A 22382-nucleotide genomic window follows, 5' to 3' on the forward strand; every position below is an offset into this window, starting at 1 on the left:
GTGGCTGTCGCTGATCGTGTCGGTGGCCTTCTGGGGTGCGCTGCGGCTGGCCGAGCGGCTGCGGGTGGGCAGCGGGGCCGCCCAGCTGTAGCCGAGCCGGTCGCCTCGGCCGAGGTCGTGGACGGTGACGCCGACCCGCTTGCCCTTGGCGCCCGGCAGGTCGGAGTCGGTGATGACGCCGGAGACGACGGCCACCTTGCCCCCGGTGAGCAGGCAGTCGACCTTCGCCTTCGCCCGCGCGCCCTTGCCGTCGAGGTAGTGGCTGAACTCGAAGGAACCCGTGGCCTTCGTCGGATCGGCGGTGTCCTTCGCCGCCAGATGCGCGTCGAAGGTGAACGTGATGTCGTCGCCGGCCGAGCGGTACAGCTTGGCCGTGCCGGTGAGCGCGGCGGCTTCCCGCTGCGGTGCGGCGGCCTCGCGCTGCCGCGGTTCGTCCGACGCGGTCGCGACCGAGGCCGCTCCGGCGGTGAGCAGCAGTGCGGAGCCGAGCAGGACGATCTTGGTACGGCGGTTCATTGTGGACCTTTCCGCTGGTCAACTGGACGGTCACCACTCTCCCGGCCCGGCGCCCGCATCACATCGCGCCGAGGACGGGACCCCGCCTCCGCCGTCCGGCGGGGGAGCCCGCCGGGGCCTGCGCTCCGAGGAGGACCGGAACTACGACCGCGGTCGCGCAACGAATCGCCGCCCACCCCCTGCCGCACGCAACGAACCGCTCATCGGCGCGCAACGGCTCCTTCTTGTCCGCCCTGGTCAGCCGCCCGTACCGTCTACATGGCCCCACGTGGCCCCCCGACCCCCCTTCCATCCGGTGAGGAACACGCATGCGCACCGCCCTGCTCCAGAGCTCCGGCCGCCCCGGCTCCACCGTCGAGAACCTCAAGGTCCTCGACGAGGCCGCGGGCCGCGCCGCCGCCGCGGGCGCCGGGCTGCTGGTCGCGCCGGAGATGTTCCTGACCGGGTACGCCATCGGCGACGAGATCGCCCGCCTCGCCGAGCCCGCGGACGGCGACTGCGCGGACGCGATCGCCGAGACGGCGACCCGGCACGGTCTGGCGATCGCCTACGGCTACCCGGAGCGGGTCGACGACACCGTCTTCAACTCCGCCCAGCTGATCTCCGCCGACGGCACCCGTCTCGCCAACTACCGCAAGACCCACCTCTTCGGCTGCTTCGAGCGGGACCACTTCACGCCGGGGGACCAGCAGGTCGTCCAGGCCGAGCTCGACGGCCTGCGCGTCGGGATCCTGATCTGCTACGACGTCGAGTTCCCGGAGAACGTCCGCGCCCACGCCCTCGCCGGCACCGACCTGCTGGTCGTGCCGACCGCGCAGATGCACCCGTTCCAGTTCGTCGCCGAGTCGGTGATCCCGGTGCGTGCCTTCGAGAACCAGATGTACGTCGCGTACGTCAACCGGGTCGGCCAGGAAGGGGAGTTCGAGTTCGTCGGCCTCTCCACGCTGGCCGGCCCCGACGGGGTCGCGCGCACCCGCGCCGGACGCGGTGAGGAAATCGTCCTCGCCGACGTCGACCCCGCCTTCCTCGCCGCCGCCCGCGAGGCGAACCCGTACCTGAAGGACCGCCGCCCCGGTCTCTACGGGTCCCTGGTCTGAACCCGCCTGAACCTCCCCCCCCGCTTTCCCTGTCGCAGTCGCAGTCGCAAGGAGTCCGTACCCCATGACGTCCACGGTGCCCAACGCCGTCCAGCACGCCGACGAGCAGCAGCCGCCGATCACCATGTTCGGTCCGGACTTCCCGTACGCGTACGACGACTTCCTCGCCCACCCGGCGGGGCTCGGCCAGATACCCGCGACCGAGCACGGCACCGAGGTCGCGGTCATCGGCGGCGGACTCTCCGGCATCGTCGCCGCGTACGAGCTGATGAAGATGGGGCTGAAGCCGGTCGTGTACGAGGCCGACCAGATCGGTGGGCGGCTGCGGACGGTGGGCTTCGACGGCCCGAACACCGAGGGGCTGACCGCCGAGATGGGCGCGATGCGCTTCCCGCCGTCCTCCACGGCCCTCCAGCACTACATCGACCTGGTGGGTCTGGAGACCCGCCCGTTCCCCAACCCGCTTGCCGAGGCGACCCCTTCGACGGTCGTCGACCTCAAGGGCGAGTCGCACTACGCCGAGACGATCGACGACCTCCCGCAGGTCTACCGGGACGTCGCCGACGCCTGGAACAAGTGCCTCGAAGAGGGCGCCGACTTCTCGGACATGAACCGGGCCATGCGCGAGCGGGACGTGCCGCGCATCCGCGAGATCTGGGCGAAGCTCGTCGAGAAGCTCGACAACCAGACCTTCTACGGCTTCCTCTGCGACTCGCAGGCGTTCAAGTCCTTCCGGCACCGCGAGATCTTCGGCCAGGTCGGCTTCGGCACGGGCGGCTGGGACACCGACTTCCCCAACTCCATCCTGGAGATCCTGCGGGTCGTCTACACCGAGGCCGACGACCACCACCGCGGCATCGTCGGCGGCTCCCAGCAACTGCCGCTGCGCCTGTGGGAGCGGGAGCCGGAGAAGATCGTCCACTGGGCCCACGGCACCTCGCTCGCGAAGCTGCACGAGAACGGCGAGCCCCGCCCGGCGGTGACCCGCCTGCACCGCACGGCCGGCAACCAGATCACGGTGACGGACGCGAACGGCGACATCCGCACCTACCAGGCGGCCGTCTTCACCGCCCAGTCCTGGATGCTGCTGTCGAAGATCGCCTGCGACGACACGCTCTTCCCGATCGACCACTGGACGGCCATCGAGCGCACCCACTACATGGAGTCCAGCAAGCTGTTCGTGCCCGTCGACCGGCCGTTCTGGCTGGACAAGGACGAGGAGACGGGTCGCGACGTCATGTCGATGACCCTCACCGACCGCATGACCCGCGGCACCTACCTGCTCGACGACGGCCCGGACAAGCCCGCCGTCATCTGCCTGTCGTACACCTGGTGCGACGACAGCCTGAAGTGGCTGCCGCTGTCCGCGAACGAGCGGATGGAGGTCATGCTGAAGTCGCTCGGCGAGATCTACCCGAAGGTCGACATCCGCAAGCACATCATCGGCAACCCGGTGACCGTCTCCTGGGAGAACGAGCCCTACTTCATGGGCGCGTTCAAGGCCAACCTGCCCGGTCACTACCGCTACCAGCGGCGCCTGTTCACGCACTTCATGCAGGACCGGCTGCCCGAGGACAAGCGGGGCATCTTCCTCGCCGGCGACGACATCTCCTGGACGGCCGGCTGGGCCGAGGGCGCCGTCCAGACCGCGCTGAACGCGGTCTGGGGCGTCATGCACCACTTCGGCGGCGCGACCGACCCGACCAACCCGGGTCCGGGTGACGTCTACGACGAGATCGCGCCGGTCGAGCTGCCGGAGGACTGAGCCCGGCCAGGGCTCAGTTCCCGGCGGTCCGCACCGCCTCGTACACCTCGGCGGCGACGTCCTTCAGCTCCTGGCCGTCCCGTGTGGTGCTCCTCGACGCCGGGCTCGGCGTGGGCCGCGAGGTCCTCGACGATCTGGCCGCCCTGGGTCGCGGGTTCCGGGAACAGGCCCGCTCGTGGACCCACAGGCTCTCGTAGCCGATCTCCTCGGCGGTGCGCGCCACGTCCGGCACGTCGCGCCCGATGTCGTACCGCCGTGCTTGCGGGATGACGGCGGCGTGGCCGAGATCAGCCCGGCAGTGGCGTGAGCAGCATGCGTCCCGCGAACCCCACCGCCGCGTCCAGTCGCTCGGTGAACTCCCCGGCGACGTCCGGCAGTCGGCGCAGCGCCCACAGGGCACGGGCCGCCGACCAGGTGGCGTCCCGGGCCCGCTCCAGGCTCCAGGAGCCGAGCAGATGGGTGAGCGGATCGGCGATCTGGAGCAGGTCGGGACCCGGCATCAGATCTTCGCGGATGCGCTCCTCCAGCGAGACGAGGAGGTCACCCACCCGATCGAACTCGTCCTCCAGGTCGGCGGGTTCGCAGCCGAGGCTACGACAGGCGTCCACCACGGCGAGCGCCAGATCGTGCCCGATGTGCGCATTGATGCCCGCGAGCGCGAACTGCAGCGGACGTACGCCGGGATGGCGGCGCATCTGGAACAGGGGCCGCCAGCAGGCGGGCGGACGCCGCTCCTCCTCGGCCCGCTCCACCGCCGCCAGATACCGCTGCGCGAACCGCACGTCCAGCGTGATCGCGGCCCGCGCGTCCGTGAAGCGGCCGCGGTCGATGTGCCGGTCGACGGCCTCTGTGACGGTGAGGTAGACGCGGTTGAAGACCGCGACTCCGTCCCGTGCGGGCAGGGTCGCGTCGAGGGCGCGCATACGGGAGATGATCGCGTCCACGGGTGTGGTGAATTGTTCGCATTGCGCCATGGGGGCAGAGTCCCAGCTTTAGGCTGGCGGGAGTGTCGGCGGGCCCGGCGCTTCCCCAGAACGGGGGAACGCGCTCGCTGTCGGGGGAGGGGGAGCAGGACTGTGGCAGGCTTACGTGCCCAGCGACTGGCCGCACGCAGGTCCGAGCGCAGAAGGGCGGCACGGCGCAACGCCATGGTCGTGGCGGCCTCGGTCGTGGTCGCCGTCGGCACCGCCACCGGCATGATGTCCGCGCTCGACGGCAGAGGGCGCTCGGACGAGGCCGGGCCGCCCGCGGTGACGCGTACGCCGAGCCTGGAGCCCCGGCCCCTCCCGCCCTCGCCGTCCCCGTCGGCCACGAAGTCCCCTTCGCCCACGCCGGCTTCACCGAAGCCGAAGCCGAAGGCGGCGCCGAGCAGAAAGGCCACTCCCACGCCGTCGCCGACCAGGACGGAGCGGGAACAGCGCAGGGCCGTCGTGTCCGCCCGCCTCTACCGCCACCCCGAGTCCCAGGTGCTCAAGTGGGTCCGCGACCACCTCGGCGACCCGCGCCACGCCGTCATCGAGTCCCGGATCGCCGCCCAGCCGGCCGCCGTCTGGTTCGCCGACTTCACGCCGGACACCATCACCGCCCGGGTCCGCGCGGTCACTTCGGGCGGATCGGCGCTGAGCCGGGTGCCCGTCGTCGTGCCGTACGCCGTCCCGAACCGTGACTGCGGCGGGCACTCCCAGGGCGGGGCACCCGACCTCGACGCCTACGACGCCTGGATCGACAGGTTCGCCGCCGGACTGGGCTCCGGCGACGTCATCGTGATCCTGGAGCCCGACTCCATAGCCCAGGCCGAGTGCCTCTCCGCCGCCGAACGCGCCGCCCGCTTCGCCTCGTTGGCCCGCGCCGGCCGCGCCTTCAAGGCCGCCAACCCCAAGGCCCGCGTCTACTACGACGCCGGGCACTCCGGCTGGAACGCGCCCGGGCGGCAGGCGGCGTGGCTGAAGCAGGCCGGTGCCGCATCGGCCGCGTCCTCCGACGGCATCTTCAGCAACGTCTCCAACTTCCACGCCACGACCGACGAGATCGCCTACGACCGACAGGTCCTGGACGCCCTCGACGGCCCCGCGAGCCTGGGCGCCGTCATCGACACCAGCCGCAACGGCGCCGGGGCCCCGGCCGACGGCGAGTGGTGCGACCCGGCCGGACGCAAGCTGGGCCGGGCGCCGACGCTCAGCACAGGGGAGGCGCGCATCGACGCCTATCTGTGGGTGAAACTGCCGGGGGAGTCGGACGGCTGCAAGGGGAAGCCCGGGACCTTCACGGCGTCGTACGCCTATGACCTGGCGCGCTGAGCCTCGTCACCGGCGTCGCTGTCCGCGTCGTAGGAGGACGTGCCCTCGTCGAGGAGCGGCGCTTGCGTCTTGAGGTGGGCCGGGGCGAAGGCCCGCAGCGCGTGGTAGCCGGTGATGACGACCAGCGTGCCCAGCGCGATGCCGCTCAGTTCGAAGGTGTCGGTGAACTCCAGGGTGACGTTGCCGACGCCGATGATGATGCCCGCCGCGGCCGGCACCAGGTTCAGCGGATTGCGCAGGTCCACCTTGGCGTTGATCCAGATCTGCGCGCCGAGCAGGCCGATCATGCCGTACAGGATGACGGTGATGCCGCCGAGGACACCGCCGGGGATCGCGGCCACGACCGCGCCGAACTTGGGGCAGACGCCGAACAGCACCGCGAAGCCGGCGGCGGCCCAGTAGGCGGCGGTCGAGTAGACGCGGGTCGCGGCCATCACGCCGATGTTCTCGGAGTACGTCGTGTTGGGCGGGCCGCCCACCGCCGTGGACAGCATCGAGGCGGCGCCGTCCGCGGAGATCGCGGTGCCGAGCTTGCCGTCCAGGTCGTCGCCGGTCATCTCGCCGACCGCCTTGACGTGCCCTGCGTTCTCGGCGACCAGGGCGATGACGACGGGGAGGGCGACGAGGATCGCCGACCACTGGAACGACGGGCCGTGCAGATCCGGCAGACCGATCCAGTCGGCCTTGGCGACACCGGAGAGGTCGAGCCGCCAGTGGTCGGTGAGCTTGCCGCTCGCGTCGACCGAGTGGATCCTGCCGAAGATCCGGTCGAAGACCCAGGAGACGCCGTACCCGAAGACCAGGCCCAGGAAGATCGCGATCCGGGACCAGAAGCCACGCAGACAGACCACCGCCAGGCCGGTGAACAGCATCACCAGCAGCGCCGTCCACTGGTCCTGCGGCCAGTACGTCGAGGCGGTCACCGAGGCGAGGTTGAAGCCGATGAGCATCACCACCGCGCCGGTGACGATCGGGGGCATCGCGGCGTGGATGATCCGTGCCCCGAAGCGGCGCACGGCGAGACCGATCAGGAACAGCGCGACGCCGACGACGAAGACCGCTCCGGTGACGGTCGCGCTCGAACCGCCGTCGGCCCGGATGACCGCGGCGACGCCGACGAAGGAGAGGGAGCAGCCCAGGTAGCTGGGCACCCGGCCGCGGGTGGCGAGCAGGAAGACGACCGTCGCGACGCCCGACATCATGATCGCCAGGTTGGGGTCCAGACCCATCAGGACCGGCGCCACGAACGACGCGCCGAACATCGCGACCACGTGCTGGGCGCCGAGTCCGACCGTACGGGGCCAGGAGAGCCGTTCGTCGGGCCGGACCACCGCTCCGGGCGCCGGGGTGCGTCCGTCGCCGTGCGGTTTCCAGCGGACGCCGAGATCCATGGTGCGGTTTCGCTTTCGTCGTGCGGGCGGGTGTCCGGACCCATTGTCCGGGACGCCTCGGGCGCTGCCGACCGGGGTAGGTCATGAGGTGATCCGGAGCTGACTGTGAGCTGACCATGAGCTGACCAGGGGCGATAAAGGAACTGATCAGGAATCAATCAAGAATCGATCAGGAACCGATCAGCGCGCCTTCAGGGCCGCGGGTCGGGAACCGCTGCGTCCGGCCGGCTGACCTTCGGGCGGTCGCGGTCGCCGGCGCGCAGCACGCTCGCGAACACGACGAGGCCGAAGGACAGCGCGGTGACCAGGCAGAAGGACACCATCAGGCTGGTGGCCTGGGCGATCCCGCCGATGGCGCTCGGGGCGACAAGACCCGAGGTGTACGTGATCGTCGCGACGCCGGCGATGGCCTGAGAGGGATTCGGGCCGCTGCGGCCGGCCGCGGCGAAGCACAGCGGCACGACCACCGCGATGCCCAGACCCAGCAGGGCGAACCCGGTCATCGCCACGGCCGGATGGCCCGACGTGACGATGAGCAGGCCACCGAGGGTGGCGAGGACGCCGCCGAACCGGACGGTGCGCACGGCGCCGTAGCGGTCCACCACCTTGTCGCCGGCGATCCGGGCGAGCGCCATGGTGAGCGTGAAGCCGGTCGTGCAGGCCGCCGCGAGACCGGCCGAGGTGTCGAGCTGGTCCTGGAGGTAGACCGCCGACCAGTCGAGGCTCGCGCCCTCCGCGAAGACCGCGCAGAAGCCGACCGCACCGATGAGCAGCGCCGAGCGGGGCGGCAGCGCGAACCGGGGCGGCGGCTCCTCGTCCTCGGCGGGCTGAAGGTCGAGCACCCACTGGCAGGCCAGGACGCCGAGGAAGGTGAGGGCCGCCGCGGCGAGGGCGTGGTGCAGCCGGGCGTCGGTGCCCAGGTGGGCCGCGAGCGTGCCGGCCGCCGAGCCGATCAGGGCGCCCGCGCTCCACATGCCGTGCAGGCCGGACATGATCGACCGGTCGAGGCGGTTCTCGACCTCGACGCCCAGGGCGTTCATCGCCACGTCCGCCATGCCCGCCGTGGCGCCGAAGGTGAACAGGGCCAGGCAGAGCGTCAGGAGGTTGGGGGCGAGGGCCGGCAGGGCGAGGGCGAGCGTCCACAGGGCGATCAGTCCGCGCAGCGCGTTCCGGGCGCCGAAGCGGTGGGTGATGCTGCCCGCGACGGGCATCGCCACGGAGGCGCCGAGCGCGGGGAAGGCGAGGGCGAGTCCCAACTGCCCCGCGCTGACCCCGGCATGGTCCTGGATCCATGGCACCCGCGTCGCGAAGGAGCCGGTGACGGCACCGTGCACGGCGAAGACGGCGGCCACGGCGTACCGGGCGCGCTTCACCTCGCGAAGGTCGTAGACCACTTCACTCATCGTGCGGCCCTTCCTGGTGACCGGTGGTGGCGTGCGGGTCCGTGGGCGGATCCCTGCGAACGCCGCGGCGTAAACTATCAGGAACCCTGCCTGATAGATAGGGGATTTACCGGCCGCCGCCGCACGGCGCCGCTGATCTGGAAGGATCCCGGCATGCCCGCATCCCCGAGCACCGCCCGGGCCATCAACGACCGGCTCGCCCTGCGCCTGCTCCAGCAGGAGGGTCCGTTGACGGCCGGTCAGCTGAAGCAGTCGACCGGCCTGTCCCGGCCGACCGTGGCCGACCTCGTCGAACGCCTCACCGCGGCCGGTCTCATCGCGGTGGTCGGCGAGGCCGGGGAGCAGCGGCGCGGACCGAACGCCAAGCTGTACGGCATCGTCGCCGACCGCGCGCAACTGGCGGCGCTGGACGTCCGCACCGAGGGCGTCTCGGTGGTGGTGTCCGACCTGGTCGGGGACGTGCTCGCCGAGGCGTCGGCACCGATCGGCGGCGACACCGGGACGGGGCCGGCAGTCGAGCGGGCCGTGGCGCTCGTGGAACGGGTCGTGAAGGAGGCGGGGGCGGACCGGCTCCATACGGTGGGGATCGGCGCGCCGGGCCTGATCGACCCCGCGACCGGCGAACTGCGCGACTCAACGGGCCTGCCCGAATGGCACCGCCGCCTGGTGGCAGCCCTCCAGGACCGCTTTCCCGAGGCCCGCGTCAGCGTCGAGAACGAGACCAACCTCGCCGCCCTGGCGGAACAGCGCGACGGAGCGGCCCGCGACCGGGACACCTTCGTCCTGCTCTGGCTGGGCCACGGCACGGGCGCGGCCGTGGTCCTCGACGGCGCCCTGCGCCGCGGCGCGTCCGGCGGCACCGGCGAGATCGGGTTCCTGCCGGTGCCAGGGACACAGGGGCTGCCGTCGGCGGTGGACTGCGAGGGGGGCTTCCACTCGCTGGCGGGCTCGGCGGCGATCGTGGAACTGGCGGAGGCGTACGGGGTGACCGTCGAGAGCACCGCCGCGCACGAGCCGACGGCGGCCGGGGTGGTGAGGGGAGCTGTGGCGTCGGTGACGGGGAGCGAGGGCGGGGACGGGGACGGGGACCGGGAGGCGGGGCCGGGAGAGTCGCCCGCAGGGACCTCCGCATCTGGCGCGGCGCCCGCCGGGGGATCGTGTGAGGCGTCCACCGACCCGGCGCAAGCGGCCGGCGCCACGACGTCCCCGAAATCCTCCGCCGACGCCGCATCGGCCGACCGCTTCCTCGACGCCCTCGCCGACCGTCTCGCCATCGGCGTCGCCTCCGTCGTCGCGATCCTCGACCCCGGCTGCGTGGTGCTCGGCGGGGAGGTCGGGCAGGCGGGCGGTGACACGCTCGCCGGACGGGTGGAGGAGCGGATGCGGCGGATGTCGCCGCTGGTCACCGTGGTGCGGCCCAGCAGCCTCGGCGGCGGCGCCGTGCTGCGCGGAGCGCTGCTCACCGCACGGGACACCGCCCAGGACGCCCTGTTCGCACCGCCGGACCGCTGAGGTCGGTGCCCGGAGCGGGCCGGGTCGTTCGGGGTCGGCCCGCCGGGACATCCGGGGCCGACCGGGCAAGGCGGCCCTGGGCGGCCGACGGTGCCGCGCCGGCCGGCGGTTCTGTCGGCTTCGGGAGGCGGTTGTCAGACGCCTCGTCCGCTTGCGAATCGCCGTCCGGATCGGGGTGCGTCCTTCCCGGTCGGCCTCCAGGGCGTCCGGCGTCGGCCGGCGCCTCCGTCCGCCCCCGGATCCGGGCGTCGGGCACCCCGCCGCCCCTCCCTTTCCTCCCCGGATTGCCGCCGGGAGCAGCCCGGCTTCACCGTGGTCGGCCCACCCGGGCATCCGGAGCCGCCCCACCAGGACGGTCCGGGTCGGCCGTCAGCACCACGTCGGCCGTAGCCTCACGCCGTCCGTCAGCACCACGTCGGCGGTCAGTGTCACGCGGCCGTCCGTCGGCACCGCATCGGCCATCGGCGCCCCGCCTCCCAGCGGCCCCACTCCCCGCGGAACGCCGTCGTCAGGCGTCCGCGCCCCGCCCATCCCCGAACCGCCGCCCCAGGTATGCCTCGAACGTCCCCTTGCCCACCGCAAGCCGCGGTGTCAGATGGCCGCCCGAGCGGAAGCCCCGGTACGCCTTCCCCCACAGCGGCACGCTCACCACGCGCCGCCTGCGGCCCGTCGCCTCGAGATACGCGTGGGCCAGCGAGTCCAAGGTGCGTACCTCGGGGCCGCCCATGTCCTCGACCCGTCCCGGCGGGGCGGCCAGGGCCAGTTCGGCGAGGCGGTCCGCGACCTCCGCCACCTCGACGGGCTGGTCACGCACACCGGCCGGCAGCAGCATGACCGGCGGCTTGGACAGGATCCCGAACAACCGCGCGAGCAGGTCATGGAACTGCGTCGCACGCAGCACGGTCCAGCCGAGCCCCGACTCCTCGATCAGCCGCTCCACGGCGAGCTTGCTCTTGTAGTAGCCGAACGGCACCCGGTCGATACCGACGATCGAGATGTACACCAGGTGCCGGACACCGGCCCTGCGCGCCGCCGCGATCAGACGCGCGGCGGCGTCCTCGTCACCGCCGCCCGGCGAGGACGCGCAGTGCACGATCGTGTCCACGCCCGCCACCGCCACGTCCAGCCCGGGCCCGCCCTTGCGCAGATCAACGGCGTACGGCTGGGCGTGCCGGCTGAGCACCCGCACCTCGTGCCCGTCCGCGAGCAGCCGCTCGGTGACGAGCCGGCCGAGCGTTCCGGTGCCGCCGGTCACCAGGATCGTGGTCATGCTGTTCAGCCCCTTCGGACGCCGGGCGCTCCCGGACGGAGCGCCCTTCGTCAGTTGAGACGGATGGCCCCCTGCGAAATGTGACAGCCCGGGAGCCGGGCGGCCCAGGGACCTCCCGCCCGGCCCCGCTACGCCCGAGCCAGCTGACGCCGTACGAACTCCAGCTTGTCCGGGTTCACCACGGCCCACGCCTGTGCGATCACACCGTCCCGCAGCTCGAACGCCAGCACCGACAGCAGTGTGTCGCCCGTCCACACGGCCAGCGCGCTCGCGCCGTTGATCTCGACCTCCGTGAAGTCCACGCCGGCGAGGAACGTCCGCGTCGCACCCGCCAGGAACCGCGACACCTTCTCGCGCCCCTCGATCGGCCGCCTGGCCGCCGTGACCTTGCCACCCCCGTCGCTCGACCAGGTCACGTCCGCCGCCAGCAGCTTCTCCAGCCGGGCCAGATCACCGTCCCGGGCCGCCGCGACGAACAACTCGACGAGTTCCTCCCGCCGCTCGGGAGTCGACTCGAACCGCGAGCGCGGCTCACCCACCCGCCGGACCGCCCGCCGGTACAGCTGCCGGCAGTTGGCCTCGGTCAGATCCAGCACCTCGGCGATCTCCCGGTGGCCGTACGCGAACGCCTCCCGCAACACGTACACGGCCCGCTCGGTCGGGGTGAGCCGCTCCAGCAGCACCAGCATCGCCATGGACACGGCGTCCCGCTGCTCGGCGGATTCCAGGGGCCCGAGGGCGCCGTCCGAGGTGACGACGGGCTCCGGCAGCCAGGGTCCGACGTACTGCTCGCGCCGGGCCCTGGCCGAGGTCAGCCGGGTCAGACAGAGGTTGGTGACGACCTTGGCGAGCCAGGCCGCCGGGTGCTCGATGCCACCGCGGTCGGCGCCGCTGAAGCGCAGATACGGGTCCTGGACGGTGTCCTCGGCCTCGTCGGCGGAGCCGAGCATCCGATAGGCCAGCCCGAACAGCCGGGGGCGGTGCGTCTCGAACTCGTCGGCGGTCGCGGTCGTCATCCCGTCACCCTGCCAGAGCCGCGGCAGACAGGCGTGGGAGGCCCGGCGGCGGGCAAGGGCCGTCGTCACCGCCACCGGGCCGTCTGCGCGGGCTTGGCAGGCCGTGGGGTTCTGCCGTACCCGGTCACCGGCCGGTCCACCGACGTCGCGCCGACCCTAGGAGGACTAGACCAGTAAGTCAATAGGTATGGACCAATCCGTGGCATTGTCGAGAGGTGGCGGCCCCTGAGCGAAGGAAACCAGCCACGCGGCCTGTGAGGCACCCCACAGTAATCGCCCGCATGGACGCCGACCGGGCGTGGCAAACTGGCCCTGTACCAGAAGCAGCGCACTCCGGGGTCGGTGAAAGTCCGAACCGGCGGTTACAGTCCGCGACCCGGTCGCCTCCAGCGGCCGGTTGACCAGGTGAAATTCCTGGACCGACGGTTAAAGTCCGGATGGGAGGCAGTGCGCGGCGGGCGGGCATTCGTGCGCGCCGCCGTACCGGTTCGTCCAAGCGGCGAGACCCGTCCGGCGTCGCCCCCGGTGTCCCCGCTCGTACATTCTGTCGTCATCGACAGGCCCCGGAGTCCGTGCCCCGATGTGGCAGGAGGACCCGGGAAGTGTTCACCGGAATCGTCGAAGAGCTGGGCGAGATCACCGCTGTCGAGACCCTCGACGACGCCTGTCGCTTCCGACTGCGCGGTCCCGTCGTCACCGAAGGCGCGAAGCACGGCGACTCCATCGCCGTCAACGGTGTCTGCCTCACGGTCGTCGACCACGACGGCGACGAGTTCACCGCCGACGTCATGGCCGAGACCCTGAACCGCTCCAGCCTGGGCGTCCTCACCGTCGGCTCCCGCGTCAACCTCGAGCGACCCACCGCCGTCGGCGCCCGCCTCGGCGGACACATCGTGCAGGGCCACGTCGACGGCACCGGCCAGGTGCTGGAGCGCACGCCCTCCGACAACTGGGAGATCGTGAAGATCTCCCTCCCCGCGGGCCTCTCCCGCTACGTCGTCGAGAAGGGCTCCATCACCGTCGACGGCATCAGCCTCACCGTCGTCGACGCCGGCCCTGACCACTTCACCGTCAGCCTCATCCCCACCACCCTCGCCCTGACCACGCTCGGCCTCAAGCAGCCCGGCGACCCGGTCAACCTCGAGGTCGACGTCATCGCCAAGTACGTCGAGCGGATGCTGGGCGACCGGGCCTCCTCCGAAGGGGCGGCGGCCAAGTGAACTCGCTGAACTCCGAGGCGTTCGTCCTCCTCGGCCAGCACATCCTCTGGTCGGACATGGTCGGCAACCTCTTCGGCCTCGCCGCCCTCGCCCTCGGCTGGCGGCGCTCCATATGGACCTGGCCCGTGCAGTTCCTGGCCGGCCTGATCCTCTTCGGTGCCTTCTTCGGCCACCTCACCGGCAGCGCGGGCAAGCAGGCGGTCGTCATGCTCGTCGCTCTGTACGGCTGGTGGCAGTGGCAGCGCGGCAAGGGACAGGCGGCCGACGGCCACATCGCCGTACGGTTCGCCACCTGGCGCGAGCGCGCGGCGATGGCCGCGGCGGCCGCCGCCGGCACCGTCGCCGTGGCACTGATCTTCAAGGCGTACCCGACCCTGTCCTGGGACCCCTGGCCCGACGCCTACATCTTCGTCGGCACCATCGTCGCCATGTACGCCCAGGCACGCGGCATGGTCGAGTTCTGGTTCGCCTGGCTGCTCGTCGACCTCGTCGGCGTGCCCCTCAACTTCGCCAACGGCTACGCCTTCTCCGGCTTCGTCTACGTCATCTACGGCGCACTCGTCCTGTGGGGCATGCGCGACTGGTGGCTGCGCTCCCGCAAGAACGCGCGGCCCGTCCTGGAAGGAGCGCCGGCATGACGACGGCACCGATTCTGTACAGCACCGACGGCGTCGAGGACCTCACGCTGGACCCGATCGAGCAGGCCATCGCCGACATCGCGGCCGGCCGCCCCATCGTGGTCGTCGACGACGAGGACCGCGAGAACGAGGGCGACCTCGTCATCGCCGCCGAGAAGGTGACCCCCGAGATCGTCGCCTTCATGATGAGCGAGTGCCGTGGCCTGATCTGCGCGCCCATGGAGGGCGACGAGTTGGACCGGCTGGGCCTGCCGCAGATGGTCGACGACAACACCGAGTCGATGAAGACCGCGTTCACCGTGTCCGTGGACGCCTCCGCCGCCCACGGCGTGACCACCGGCATCTCGGCCTCCGACCGCGCGACGACGCTCCAGCTCCTCGCGAGCGGTACCGCCGAGCCGTCGGACCTCGTCCGCCCCGGCCACATCTTCCCGCTGCGCGCCCGGCCCGGCGGCGTCCTCGTCCGCGACGGCCACACCGAGGCCGCCGTCGACCTCGCCCGGCTCGCGGGGCTGCGTCCGGCCGGCGCCATCGTCGAGATCGCCGGCGAGGACGGCGAGATGCTGCGGCTGCCCGAGCTGATCCCGTTCGCCCGCAAGCACGGCCTGACGATCATCTCCATCGAGGACCTGATCGCCCACCGCCGTCGCGTCGAGCTTCCGGCCCCGGTCGAGCAGGAGCCGGCCCCGGCCGAGCAGGCCCCTCTCTCCGACCAGCGGCCCACCCTCTCCGAGCAGCGCCGGCCGTCCGAGCCCGTCGTCCACCGCGAGGCCGAGGTCCATCTCCCCACCGCCCACGGCACCTTCACGGCGTACGGCTACCGCTCCGCCGTCGACGGCGTCGAGCACGTCGCCCTCGTGCACGGCGAGATCGGCGACGGCGAGGACGTCGTCGTGCGCGTCCACTCCGAGTGCCTCACCGGAGACGTCTTCCACTCCCAGCGCTGCGACTGCGGCCCCCAGCTGGAGGCGTCCCTGGAACGCATCCAGGACGAGGGCAGGGGAGTGGTGGTCTATCTGCGCGGCCACGAGGGACGGGGCATCGGCCTGATGTCCAAGCTGCGCGCCTACGAACTCCAGGAGCGCGGCCGCGACACCCTCGACGCCAACCTCGAACTGGGCCTGCCCGCCGACGCCCGCGACTACGGCGCCGGCGCGCAGATACTCGCCGACCTGGGCGTGAGAAGCGTCCGCCTGCTGACCAACAACCCCGACAAGACCGACGCGCTCGTCAGCCACGGCATCAAGGTCACCGACCGCGAGCCGATGCCCGTACAGGCGGGCGAGCACAACCTCCGGTACCTGCGCACCAAGCGCGACCGGATGGGACACGACCTGCCCTGGCTGGAGGACCCGGCCCCCGCGGCCTCCCTGGCCACCTGCACCAACCAGTAAGCACACCGAGGAGACCTGAGAACGTGAGCGGCAAGGGCGCACCGGAGCTGTCCGTACGCAATGTGGGTGACCTGCGGGTCGCCGTCGTCGCGGCGCAGTGGCACGAGAAGGTGATGGACGGTCTGGTGGACGGCGCCCTGCGCGCCCTGCACGACCTGGGGATCGACGAGCCGACCCTCCTCAGGGTCCCCGGCAGCTGGGAACTCCCGGTGGTCGCCAAGGTCCTCGCGGGCCGTGGCTACGACGCGATCGTCGCCCTCGGCGTCGTCATCCGCGGCGGCACCCCCCACTTCGAGTACGTCTGCCAGGGCGTCACCCAGGGCCTCACCCAGGTCTCCGTGGACACCGGCGTCCCGGTCGGCTTCGGCGTGCTGACCTGCGACACCGAGGAACAGGCCCTGGACCGGGCGGGTCTGGAGGGCTCCAACGAGGACAAGGGGCACGAGGCGGTGACGGCGGCGGTGGCGACCGCGGCCACGCTCCGCTCAGTATCTGAACCCTGGCGTTAGGTCGTCCGGTACACGCGTAAAGTGGTCGCCACCATGTCCAAGAAGACGTTCGAGGAGCTCTTCACCGAGCTCCAGCACAAGGCCGCAAACGGCGATCCCGCCACTTCCCGCACCGCTGAGCTGGTCGGCAAGGGCGTCCATGCCATCGGCAAGAAGGTCGTCGAGGAGGCCGCCGAGGTCTGGATGGCCGCCGAGTACGAGGGCAAGGAAGCGGCCGCCGAGGAGATCTCGCAGCTGCTGTACCACGTCCAGGTGATGATGGTCGCCCGCGGTATCTCGCTGGACGACGTCTACGCCCACCTCTGAGCACCGTCAACTCCGCACACCTCCCCGTAAGAGCGAACGAAGGAAGCCGACCTCATGCTGCGCATCGCCGTCCCCAACAAGGGTTCACTCTCCGGCCCTGCGGCGGAGATGCTGCATGAGGCCGGCTACCAGCAGCGCCGCGAGTCCAAGGAACTGCGGATCGTCGACCCGGAGAACGACGTCGAGTTCTTCTACCTCCGGCCGCGCGACATCGCCATCTACGTCGCCTCCGGGCAGCTCGACATCGGCCTCACCGGCCGTGACCTGCTGATCGACTCCGGCGCCGACGCCGAGGAGATCCTGCCGCTGGGCTTCGCCCGCTCGACCTTCCGCTACGCCGCCAAGCCGGGCACCATCGGCGACCTGGCGGACCTGAAGGGCAAGACGGTCGCCACCTCGTACGAGGGCATCGTGGCCAAGCACCTCGCCGACAACGGCATCGACGCCTCCGTCGTCCACCTCGACGGCGCCGTCGAGACCGCCATCCAGCTCGGCGTCGCCCAGGTCATCGCGGACGTCGTCGAGACGGGCACCTCACTGCGCAACGCCGGCCTGGAGGTCGTCAGCGAGCCGATCATGAAGTCCGAGGCCGTCGTCATCCGCCGTACCGGCGCGGACGGCGAGGAGCCCAAGGTGCAGCAGTTCCTGCGCCGTCTCCAGGGCGTCCTGGTCGCGCGGACGTACGTGATGATGGACTACGACTGCCGTGTCGAGCAGCTGGAGAAGGCCGTCGCCCTCACTCCGGGCCTGGAGTCACCGACCGTCTCGCCGCTGCACAACGAGGGCTGGGTCGCCGTCCGGGCGATGGTCCCGGCCAAGGAAGCCCAGCGGATCATGGACGACCTGTACGACATCGGCGCCCGGGCCATCCTGACCACCGCCATCCACGCCTGCCGCCTCTGAGCCGAGGGGCCGTACACCACCCATGTCCTCCGAACCGCCCACCCTGCCCGTCACGTTCCGGCCGGGCCGCACCCGGGCCGTCCTGCTCACCGCCGGTGCCGCGATCTTCGTGGTGATCACCACGGTCGCGCTGCTGCTGGAGCGGCTCAGCCCGGGTGAGCGCCTCAGCTTCGTGTTCACCGCGGCGCTGATGTTCGGCGTGCTGGCCATGCTCGCCCGGGTGAAGGTCGTCGCCGACGAGACCGGCGTGACGGTGGTCAACATCGCCACCAGGCGTCGGCTCGAATGGGCCGAGATCGTCCAGGTGAACCTCCGCCCGGGTGATCCCTGGGTGTTCCTCAACCTCAGCGACGGCACCAGCCTGCCCGCGCTCGGCATCCAGCCGGGCATCGCCAAGCAGCGTGCCATCGCGGACGCGCGTGCCCTGCGGGCCCTTGCCGAGGCACGGTCCGTCAAGGAGCCCGGGGAGCGGCAGGGCTGACTCGGTGACGTTCACCCTGACGTAAATCCCCGTGTCTTGATTAATCTGTTGGCGGAGGCGTTTCTGTGCGCCTCCGCCTCTGATGTTCCGAGTGGACTTCAGAGGTCCCCTGCTACCCGAGGAGTGATTCCCTCCAGCGATGGACGGATCGTCCTGTAGTACCTGCGCCGCCCCCTCCCGACATACCGGGGCGGCGGCATCATGAGCACCCCCGTGCTGCTTCTGGCGGCCGCGTTCGTCCTGATCCTCGCCAACGGTTTCTTCGTGGCCGCCGAGTTCGGCCTGGTCACGGTCGAGACGACGGACGCCGAGAAGGCCGCCGCGGAAGGCGACCGACGGGCCCACCGTGTCGTCGAGTCGCTCAAGGAGCTGTCCTTCCAGCTCTCCGGCACCCAGCTCGGCATCACCATCACCTCCCTCGTCGTCGGCATGCTCGCCGAACCGGCGCTCGCCGAGCTGCTGGGCGGCCCCTTCGCCGCGATCGGCGTCCCCGAGGGCGCCGTGCCCGGTGTGGCCGTGGGCGTCGGCATGCTGCTGGCCTCGGCCGTGCAGATGGTGATCGGCGAGCTGGTGCCCAAGAACTGGGCGGTGTCCCGGCCGATGCAGGTCGCGCGCTTCGTCGCCGGCCCGCAGCATGCCTTCGCGCGGCTGTTCCGCCCGGTGATCGCCGGGCTGAACTCGGTCGCCAACCGCCTCGTACGGGCCATGGGCATCGAGCCCGCCGAGGAACTGGCCTCCGCCCGCACCCCCGACGAACTCGTCTCCCTGGCCCGGCACTCCGCCCAGGCGGGCGCCCTGGAACAGGACACCGCGGACCTCTTCGTACGGACCCTGTCGCTCGGCGAGCTGACCGCGCAGCACGTGATGACGCCGCGGGTGAAGGTGAGCGCGCTGCAGTCGTCGGCGACCGCCGAGGACGTGGTGAACCTGACGCGCGCCACCGGTCTGTCCCGCTTCCCGGTCTACCGGGACAAGATCGACGAGATCGCCGGCATGGTCCATCTCAAGGACGCGCTGGCGATCCGTTCCCGTGACCGGCTGCGTGCCCCGGTCGGCCGCATCGCCCGCCCGGCGCTGCTCGTCCCCGAGACCCTGCCGGTCCAGCCGCTGCTCGCCCAGCTGCGCAGCGAGCAGCCCATCGCGGTCGTCGTCGACGAGTACGGCGGCACCGCCGGCGTGGTCACACTGGAGGACATCGTCGAGGAGATCGTCGGCGAGGTCCGCGACGAACACGACGGTCAGGACCTGCCCGAACTCGCCGCCGCCCCGCCGGAGGACGGCCGGCCCGCCTGGGACGCCGACGGCAGCTGCCGTGTCGACATCCTCCAGCGCATAGGGCTCGACGTGCCTGAAGGCCCGTACGAGACCGTCGCCGGACTGGTCGCCGACCTGCTCGGCCGGATTCCGGCCGTCGGAGACAAGGCGGAACTGCCGGGCTGGCGGCTGTCGGTGCGCCGGGTCGGCCACTACCGCGCCGAACGGGTCCGGCTGGTCAGGACCGGGGCCGTGGTGGAGGTCGCCCGATGAGCGTGCTCCAACTCCTCTTCGCCGCGCTGCTCGTGCTGGCCAACGGCTTCTTCGTCGGCGCCGAGTTCGCCCTCGTCTCGGTCCGCCGCAGCCAGATCGAACCGCTGGGCACGGCACGCGCCCGTCAGGTGCTGTACGGCCTGGAACGGCTGCCGCAGATGATGGCGGCGGCCCAGTTCGGCATCACCGTCTGCTCGCTGACGCTCGGAGCGGTCGCCGAGCCGACGGTGGCACATCTGCTGGAGCCGGTGTTCGAGTGGATCCATCTGCCGCACGGCGTGATCCACCCGCTCACCTACGTCATCGCCCTCGCCGCGGTGGTCTTCTTCCACCTGGTCATCGGCGAGATGGTGCCGAAGAACCTGGCGATGGCGGCGCCGGAGAAGGTCGCGCTGTGGCTCAGCCCCGGCCTGGTCTGGTTCGCCCGCTTCTGCCGGCCGATCACCGTGGCCCTCGGCGCGGTCGCCCAGGCCATCCTGCGCCTCTTCCGCGTCGAGCCGAAGGACGAGATCGAGGCGGTGTTCACCAGCGAACAGCTCAACCGGCTCGTCGAGGACTCCCGCCAGGCGGGCCTGCTCGACCCCGAGGAGCAGGAACGCCTCGAGGACGCCCTCGAACTGGGCTCCCGCCCGGTGACGGACGTGCTCCTGAAGCGCGAGTCCCTGGTCACGGTCAGCCCGTCGGTCACCCCCGGCCAGATCGTCGAGCTCACCGCCCGCACCGGGTACTCCCGCTTCCCGGTGGCGACGGAGAACGGCGCCTTCATGGGCTACCTGCATGTGAAGGACGTACTGGACCTGGAGGAGTCGGAACGGGCGGTGCCGCAGCAGGTGTGGCACCCGATGACGACGCTGCGCTCCGAACTCCCGCTCGACGACGCCCTGACCGTGATGCGCCGCGCCGCGACCCACCTCGCGCAGGTGGCCGACGCGTCCGGCAGGGTCCTCGGCCTCGTCGCCCTGGAGGACGTACTGGAACTCCTGGTCGGCGAGGTGCGCGACCCGGCGCACCGGGAACTGCCGGAGGTGCGGGTCACGGGCCCGCGGATGGGCAGCGGGGAACCGGAGGAGGCGCTGGCCGGCTGACACCGGCGCCGAGCCGCGGGGTCCGTCACATCGCCGACGGATCCTGCGGGCCCCTCCCGGACAGGACCTCCCCGTACGCCTGCATCAGATCCGGCAGCCGAAGTGTCGACAAGTCGTCCCTCGTCAAGGCTCCCGGGTAGGTCGACAGTCGCAGATCCCGGTACGCGCAGCTCTTTTCGTACAGGGTCCGCAGGAACCGCCCGTTGCCCAACTCGTCGATCCACCCCTGATCGACCACATGCCCGGCGATCGAGCGCAGCTCGTCCAACGCCTCCTCGTCCCACACGTCGCCGTTCTCCGCGGCGAGCACCTCGCCGATCGAGGTCAGTTCGAGGGGACGGTACGAGGGGAAGTCGACACGAGTCGTGAAGCGCGAGGACAGGCCGGGGTTCGCGGCCAGCAGGCGGTCCATGCCCTCCGGATATCCCGCGAGGATCACCACCAGGTGGTCCCGGTTGTCCTCCGCCCGCTTCAGCAGCACCTGGAGGGCCTCGTCGCCGTACGCGTCGCCCTTGCCGTAGCCGGTGTTGGAGAGCGAGTACGCCTCGTCCACGAACAGGACGCCGCCGAGCGCGGAGTCGATGAGTTCGTTGGCCTTCACGGCCGTCTGGCCCAGATACTCGCCGACCAGGTCGGCCCGCTGGGCCTCCACGAGATGGTCGCCGCCGAGGAGCCCCAGGGCGTAGAACACGCGGCCCAGGATGCGCGCCACCGTGGTCTTGCCGGTGCCCGAGGGACCGGAGAAGACGAAGTGCCGCTTGGGCGGCTGCACCGGCAGGCCCTGCCCGGTGCGCAGACGGGCCATGTTCAACTGGGCGGACAGCGCCTTGACCTGGCGCTTGACGGGCTCCAGCCCCACCATGCGCTCCAGCTCCGAGAGCGCCTCCTCCAACAACGCGGGGTCGGTGGGCCCGGCGGGCAGTGGCTGCGAGGGTACGGCCGTCTTCTCGCGCACCGCCGGATCGGTCACCGACGGGAGCGGACCGGCCGGCGGCAGGTCGGTGTCGGAGAGCCTCAGGTCCCGTCCCTCGGTGCCGAAGATCGGATCGAGCCCGTCGGGGCCGTCCGCCGTGTCCTGCCCGACTCCGGTCAGCGTGATCGCCGCGAGGTCGGCGGTGTCGTCGTACCCGTCGCCCTCGGCGATCGCCGCGAGCCGGGCCGAGGTGTCCATGAAGGCGGGGTCGACGCGGTGGACGGCACGGTAGAGCGGTAAGGCGGCCGCGGACCGGCCCGTCCCCTCGTGCGCCCGGGCCAGCCAGTACCGCAGCTCCTTGCGCTGCGGCTGCTCGCTGCGACAGCGCATCAGCGCGGCCGACAGCAGCGGCTCGGCCTGCCCGTACATCTCCAGCCGTACCCGTGCCATGCCGCCGAACAGGCCCGCCTCGATACCGAGCATCGGGTCGTCGAGCAGCGGGTCGGTGTGGCGTACGAGTTGGTCCCAGTCCTTGACCAGATAGGCCCGGCAGGCGTGCAGGAAGCGGACCTGGTGGTCGGTGTCCACGGGCGGGAGCCCGGCCAGCGCGCGGTCCAGCTCCGGGACGTGCCGTCCGTCCAGCCAGTGCGAGGCGTGGGCCAGCAGCAGATCCCGGGGGGTCTCCAGGACCGGCTGCACCCACCAGCCCAGCCAGTACCAGGAGTTGAGCGTCCGCCGGTGCCGGGCGCGCTGTTCCCCGAAGCGCTCCCGGTGCCGGAACATCCGCAGCAGCGCGGTCGTGGTGTCGACGCGCAGCGCGTGCAGGCCGAGCCACCCGTCGGCCATCCCGGGATCGATCCGCACCGCGGTGCGGAACTCCTCCTCCGCCTGCGGATAGGCCCCCATCGTGTAGGCATCCACACCTCGCAGCCAGGCGAGGTCGGCCGGGGCCTCGGGGCCCTGCGTGCCGAAGTCCATCACGTCCCCCACAAACCGTGCCCCCGTCGCTTGGCCGACCGCTCGTGTGCCGACCGCCTTGTTCGAACCGCCGTACCGCGGACCGGAGTTGCAACGGTGCGCAGAGCAGCCGTCCGTAGGTCGCACCGAGGGCATCGTACCCGCGAGGGCATGGCCCGCCC

The 22382-nt window shown here is 71.6% G+C and carries 21 protein-coding genes and 1 riboswitch; of the genes, 13 read left to right on the forward strand and 8 right to left on the reverse strand.

Annotation, left to right across the window (positions count from 1 at the left end):
• On the reverse strand, positions 1 to 516 hold a 516-nt coding region (locus tag ABZ078_RS24845; protein ID WP_356578533.1), incomplete at its 3' end, for a Repetin.
• A 308-nt stretch (positions 517 to 824) separates the two neighbouring features.
• On the opposite strand from ABZ078_RS24845, the gene ABZ078_RS24850 reads away from it, so the two are divergent.
• Both ABZ078_RS24850 and ABZ078_RS24855 read left to right on the forward strand, forming a co-directional pair.
• Positions 825 to 1613 (forward strand): carbon-nitrogen hydrolase family protein, encoded by a 789-nt coding sequence (locus ABZ078_RS24850; protein ID WP_356578535.1) that lies wholly within the window; start codon positions 825 to 827, stop codon positions 1611 to 1613.
• A 64-nt stretch (positions 1614 to 1677) separates the two neighbouring features.
• Positions 1678 to 3378: an NAD(P)/FAD-dependent oxidoreductase gene (locus ABZ078_RS24855; RefSeq protein WP_356578537.1), complete on the forward strand. Its 1701-nt coding sequence runs from the start codon at positions 1678 to 1680 to the stop codon at positions 3376 to 3378.
• Positions 3379 to 3391: 13 nt separating this feature from the next.
• Here the strand turns inward: ABZ078_RS24855 and ABZ078_RS24860 are convergent, their stop codons facing one another.
• Both ABZ078_RS24860 and ABZ078_RS24865 read right to left on the reverse strand, forming a co-directional pair.
• Positions 3392 to 3610 carry a hypothetical protein gene (locus tag ABZ078_RS24860; RefSeq protein WP_356578539.1) on the reverse strand — a complete coding sequence of 73 codons (219 nt, stop codon included), beginning with the start codon at positions 3608 to 3610 and terminating at the stop codon, positions 3392 to 3394.
• Positions 3611 to 3665: 55 nt separating this feature from the next.
• Positions 3666 to 4352 (reverse strand): DUF5995 family protein, encoded by a 687-nt coding sequence (locus tag ABZ078_RS24865; RefSeq protein WP_356578541.1) that lies wholly within the window; start codon positions 4350 to 4352, stop codon positions 3666 to 3668.
• 174 nt (positions 4353 to 4526) lie between these two features.
• On the opposite strand from ABZ078_RS24865, the gene ABZ078_RS24870 reads away from it, so the two are divergent.
• On the forward strand, positions 4527 to 5675 hold the full coding sequence (locus tag ABZ078_RS24870; RefSeq protein WP_356578654.1) for a glycoside hydrolase family 6 protein: 1149 nt from the start codon (positions 4527 to 4529) through the stop codon (positions 5673 to 5675).
• Here the strand turns inward: ABZ078_RS24870 and ABZ078_RS24875 are convergent.
• Both ABZ078_RS24875 and ABZ078_RS24880 read right to left on the reverse strand, forming a co-directional pair.
• A complete protein-coding gene (locus tag ABZ078_RS24875; RefSeq protein ID WP_356578543.1) occupies positions 5657 to 7066 on the reverse strand; it encodes a solute carrier family 23 protein in 1410 nt (469 codons plus the stop codon). The genes ABZ078_RS24870 and ABZ078_RS24875 overlap by 19 nt on opposite strands.
• 191 nt (positions 7067 to 7257) lie before the next feature.
• Entirely contained in the window at positions 7258 to 8469 is a 1212-nt protein-coding gene (locus ABZ078_RS24880; RefSeq protein ID WP_356578545.1) for an MFS transporter, read from the reverse strand.
• Between the two features lie 153 nt (positions 8470 to 8622).
• Between ABZ078_RS24880 and ABZ078_RS24885 the strand changes: the two genes are divergently transcribed.
• A complete protein-coding gene (locus tag ABZ078_RS24885; protein WP_356578547.1) occupies positions 8623 to 9981 on the forward strand; it encodes an ROK family transcriptional regulator in 1359 nt (452 codons plus the stop codon).
• A 508-nt stretch (positions 9982 to 10489) separates the two neighbouring features.
• Here the strand turns inward: ABZ078_RS24885 and ABZ078_RS24890 are convergent.
• Both ABZ078_RS24890 and ABZ078_RS24895 read right to left on the reverse strand, forming a co-directional pair.
• A complete protein-coding gene (locus ABZ078_RS24890) occupies positions 10490 to 11251 on the reverse strand; it encodes an SDR family oxidoreductase (RefSeq protein WP_356578549.1) in 762 nt (253 codons plus the stop codon).
• Positions 11252 to 11379: 128 nt separating this feature from the next.
• Positions 11380 to 12267, reverse strand: coding sequence for an RNA polymerase sigma-70 factor (locus ABZ078_RS24895; protein ID WP_356578551.1), 888 nt, complete (start codon positions 12265 to 12267; stop codon positions 11380 to 11382).
• Between the two features lie 324 nt (positions 12268 to 12591).
• Positions 12592 to 12722, forward strand: a riboswitch (FMN riboswitch).
• A 147-nt stretch (positions 12723 to 12869) separates the two neighbouring features.
• Between ABZ078_RS24895 and ABZ078_RS24900 the strand changes: the two genes are divergently transcribed.
• The 9 genes from ABZ078_RS24900 to ABZ078_RS24940 all read left to right on the forward strand — a co-directional run bounded on the left by ABZ078_RS24900 (position 12870) and on the right by ABZ078_RS24940 (position 20330).
• A complete protein-coding gene (locus tag ABZ078_RS24900; protein WP_356578552.1) occupies positions 12870 to 13487 on the forward strand; it encodes a riboflavin synthase in 618 nt (205 codons plus the stop codon).
• The gene (locus ABZ078_RS24905) at positions 13484 to 14125 is read left to right on the forward strand and encodes a nicotinamide mononucleotide transporter family protein (RefSeq protein WP_356578554.1); all 642 of its coding nucleotides are present in this window, start codon (positions 13484 to 13486) and stop codon (positions 14123 to 14125) included. Before ABZ078_RS24900 ends, ABZ078_RS24905 begins: the two co-directional genes overlap by 4 nt.
• Entirely contained in the window at positions 14122 to 15519 is a 1398-nt protein-coding gene (gene ribA / locus ABZ078_RS24910; protein ID WP_356578556.1) for a GTP cyclohydrolase II, read from the forward strand. Before ABZ078_RS24905 ends, ribA begins: the two co-directional genes overlap by 4 nt.
• A gap of 23 nt (positions 15520 to 15542) precedes the next feature.
• Positions 15543 to 16028, forward strand: a complete 486-nt coding sequence (ribH, locus tag ABZ078_RS24915; RefSeq protein WP_356578558.1) for a 6,7-dimethyl-8-ribityllumazine synthase — start codon at positions 15543 to 15545, stop codon at positions 16026 to 16028.
• Positions 16029 to 16061: 33 nt separating this feature from the next.
• Complete coding sequence (locus tag ABZ078_RS24920) at positions 16062 to 16334, forward strand: phosphoribosyl-ATP diphosphatase (protein WP_031486114.1); 273 nt, start codon at positions 16062 to 16064, stop codon at positions 16332 to 16334.
• 54 nt (positions 16335 to 16388) lie between these two features.
• Positions 16389 to 17237, forward strand: a complete 849-nt coding sequence (hisG, locus tag ABZ078_RS24925; RefSeq protein ID WP_356578560.1) for an ATP phosphoribosyltransferase — start codon at positions 16389 to 16391, stop codon at positions 17235 to 17237.
• Positions 17238 to 17259: 22 nt separating this feature from the next.
• Positions 17260 to 17718, forward strand: coding sequence for a PH domain-containing protein (locus tag ABZ078_RS24930; protein ID WP_356578562.1), 459 nt, complete (start codon positions 17260 to 17262; stop codon positions 17716 to 17718).
• Positions 17719 to 17919: 201 nt separating this feature from the next.
• Positions 17920 to 19245, forward strand: coding sequence for a hemolysin family protein (locus ABZ078_RS24935; RefSeq protein WP_356578564.1), 1326 nt, complete (start codon positions 17920 to 17922; stop codon positions 19243 to 19245).
• Positions 19242 to 20330 (forward strand): hemolysin family protein, encoded by a 1089-nt coding sequence (locus ABZ078_RS24940; RefSeq protein ID WP_356578566.1) that lies wholly within the window; start codon positions 19242 to 19244, stop codon positions 20328 to 20330. Before ABZ078_RS24935 ends, ABZ078_RS24940 begins: the two co-directional genes overlap by 4 nt.
• 25 nt (positions 20331 to 20355) lie before the next feature.
• Here the strand turns inward: ABZ078_RS24940 and ABZ078_RS24945 are convergent, their stop codons facing one another.
• Positions 20356 to 22221, reverse strand: a complete 1866-nt coding sequence (locus ABZ078_RS24945) for an AAA family ATPase (protein WP_356578568.1) — start codon at positions 22219 to 22221, stop codon at positions 20356 to 20358.
• Positions 22222 to 22382: the final 161 nt, after the last annotated feature.

This window comes from Streptomyces sp. NPDC006385, assembly GCF_040612485.1.
In the GTDB taxonomy this organism is placed as follows: Bacteria; Actinomycetota; Actinomycetes; order Streptomycetales; family Streptomycetaceae; genus Streptomyces.

Bases quoted from the DNA above. Each gene is read 5' to 3' on its own strand.
- ABZ078_RS24850 (WP_356578535.1), top strand. From the start codon at position 825: ATGCGCACCGCCCTGCTCCAGAGCTCCGGCCGCCCCGGCTCCACCGTC.
- ABZ078_RS24855 (WP_356578537.1), top strand. From the start codon at position 1,678: ATGACGTCCACGGTGCCCAACGCCGTCCAGCACGCCGACGAGCAGCAG.
- ABZ078_RS24865 (WP_356578541.1), bottom strand. From the start codon at position 4,352: ATGGCGCAATGCGAACAATTCACCACACCCGTGGACGCGATCATCTCC.
- ABZ078_RS24870 (WP_356578654.1), top strand. From the start codon at position 4,527: ATGGTCGTGGCGGCCTCGGTCGTGGTCGCCGTCGGCACCGCCACCGGC.
- ABZ078_RS24875 (WP_356578543.1), bottom strand. From the start codon at position 7,066: ATGGATCTCGGCGTCCGCTGGAAACCGCACGGCGACGGACGCACCCCG.
- ABZ078_RS24880 (WP_356578545.1), bottom strand. From the start codon at position 8,469: ATGAGTGAAGTGGTCTACGACCTTCGCGAGGTGAAGCGCGCCCGGTAC.
- ABZ078_RS24885 (WP_356578547.1), top strand. From the start codon at position 8,623: ATGCCCGCATCCCCGAGCACCGCCCGGGCCATCAACGACCGGCTCGCC.
- ABZ078_RS24890 (WP_356578549.1), bottom strand. From the start codon at position 11,251: ATGACCACGATCCTGGTGACCGGCGGCACCGGAACGCTCGGCCGGCTC.
- ABZ078_RS24895 (WP_356578551.1), bottom strand. From the start codon at position 12,267: ATGACGACCGCGACCGCCGACGAGTTCGAGACGCACCGCCCCCGGCTG.
- ribA (WP_356578556.1), top strand. From the start codon at position 14,122: ATGACGACGGCACCGATTCTGTACAGCACCGACGGCGTCGAGGACCTC.
- ABZ078_RS24920 (WP_031486114.1), top strand. From the start codon at position 16,062: ATGTCCAAGAAGACGTTCGAGGAGCTCTTCACCGAGCTCCAGCACAAG.
- hisG (WP_356578560.1), top strand. From the start codon at position 16,389: ATGCTGCGCATCGCCGTCCCCAACAAGGGTTCACTCTCCGGCCCTGCG.
- ABZ078_RS24930 (WP_356578562.1), top strand. From the start codon at position 17,260: ATGTCCTCCGAACCGCCCACCCTGCCCGTCACGTTCCGGCCGGGCCGC.
- ABZ078_RS24935 (WP_356578564.1), top strand. From the start codon at position 17,920: ATGAGCACCCCCGTGCTGCTTCTGGCGGCCGCGTTCGTCCTGATCCTC.
- ABZ078_RS24940 (WP_356578566.1), top strand. From the start codon at position 19,242: ATGAGCGTGCTCCAACTCCTCTTCGCCGCGCTGCTCGTGCTGGCCAAC.
- ABZ078_RS24945 (WP_356578568.1), bottom strand. From the start codon at position 22,221: ATGGACTTCGGCACGCAGGGCCCCGAGGCCCCGGCCGACCTCGCCTGG.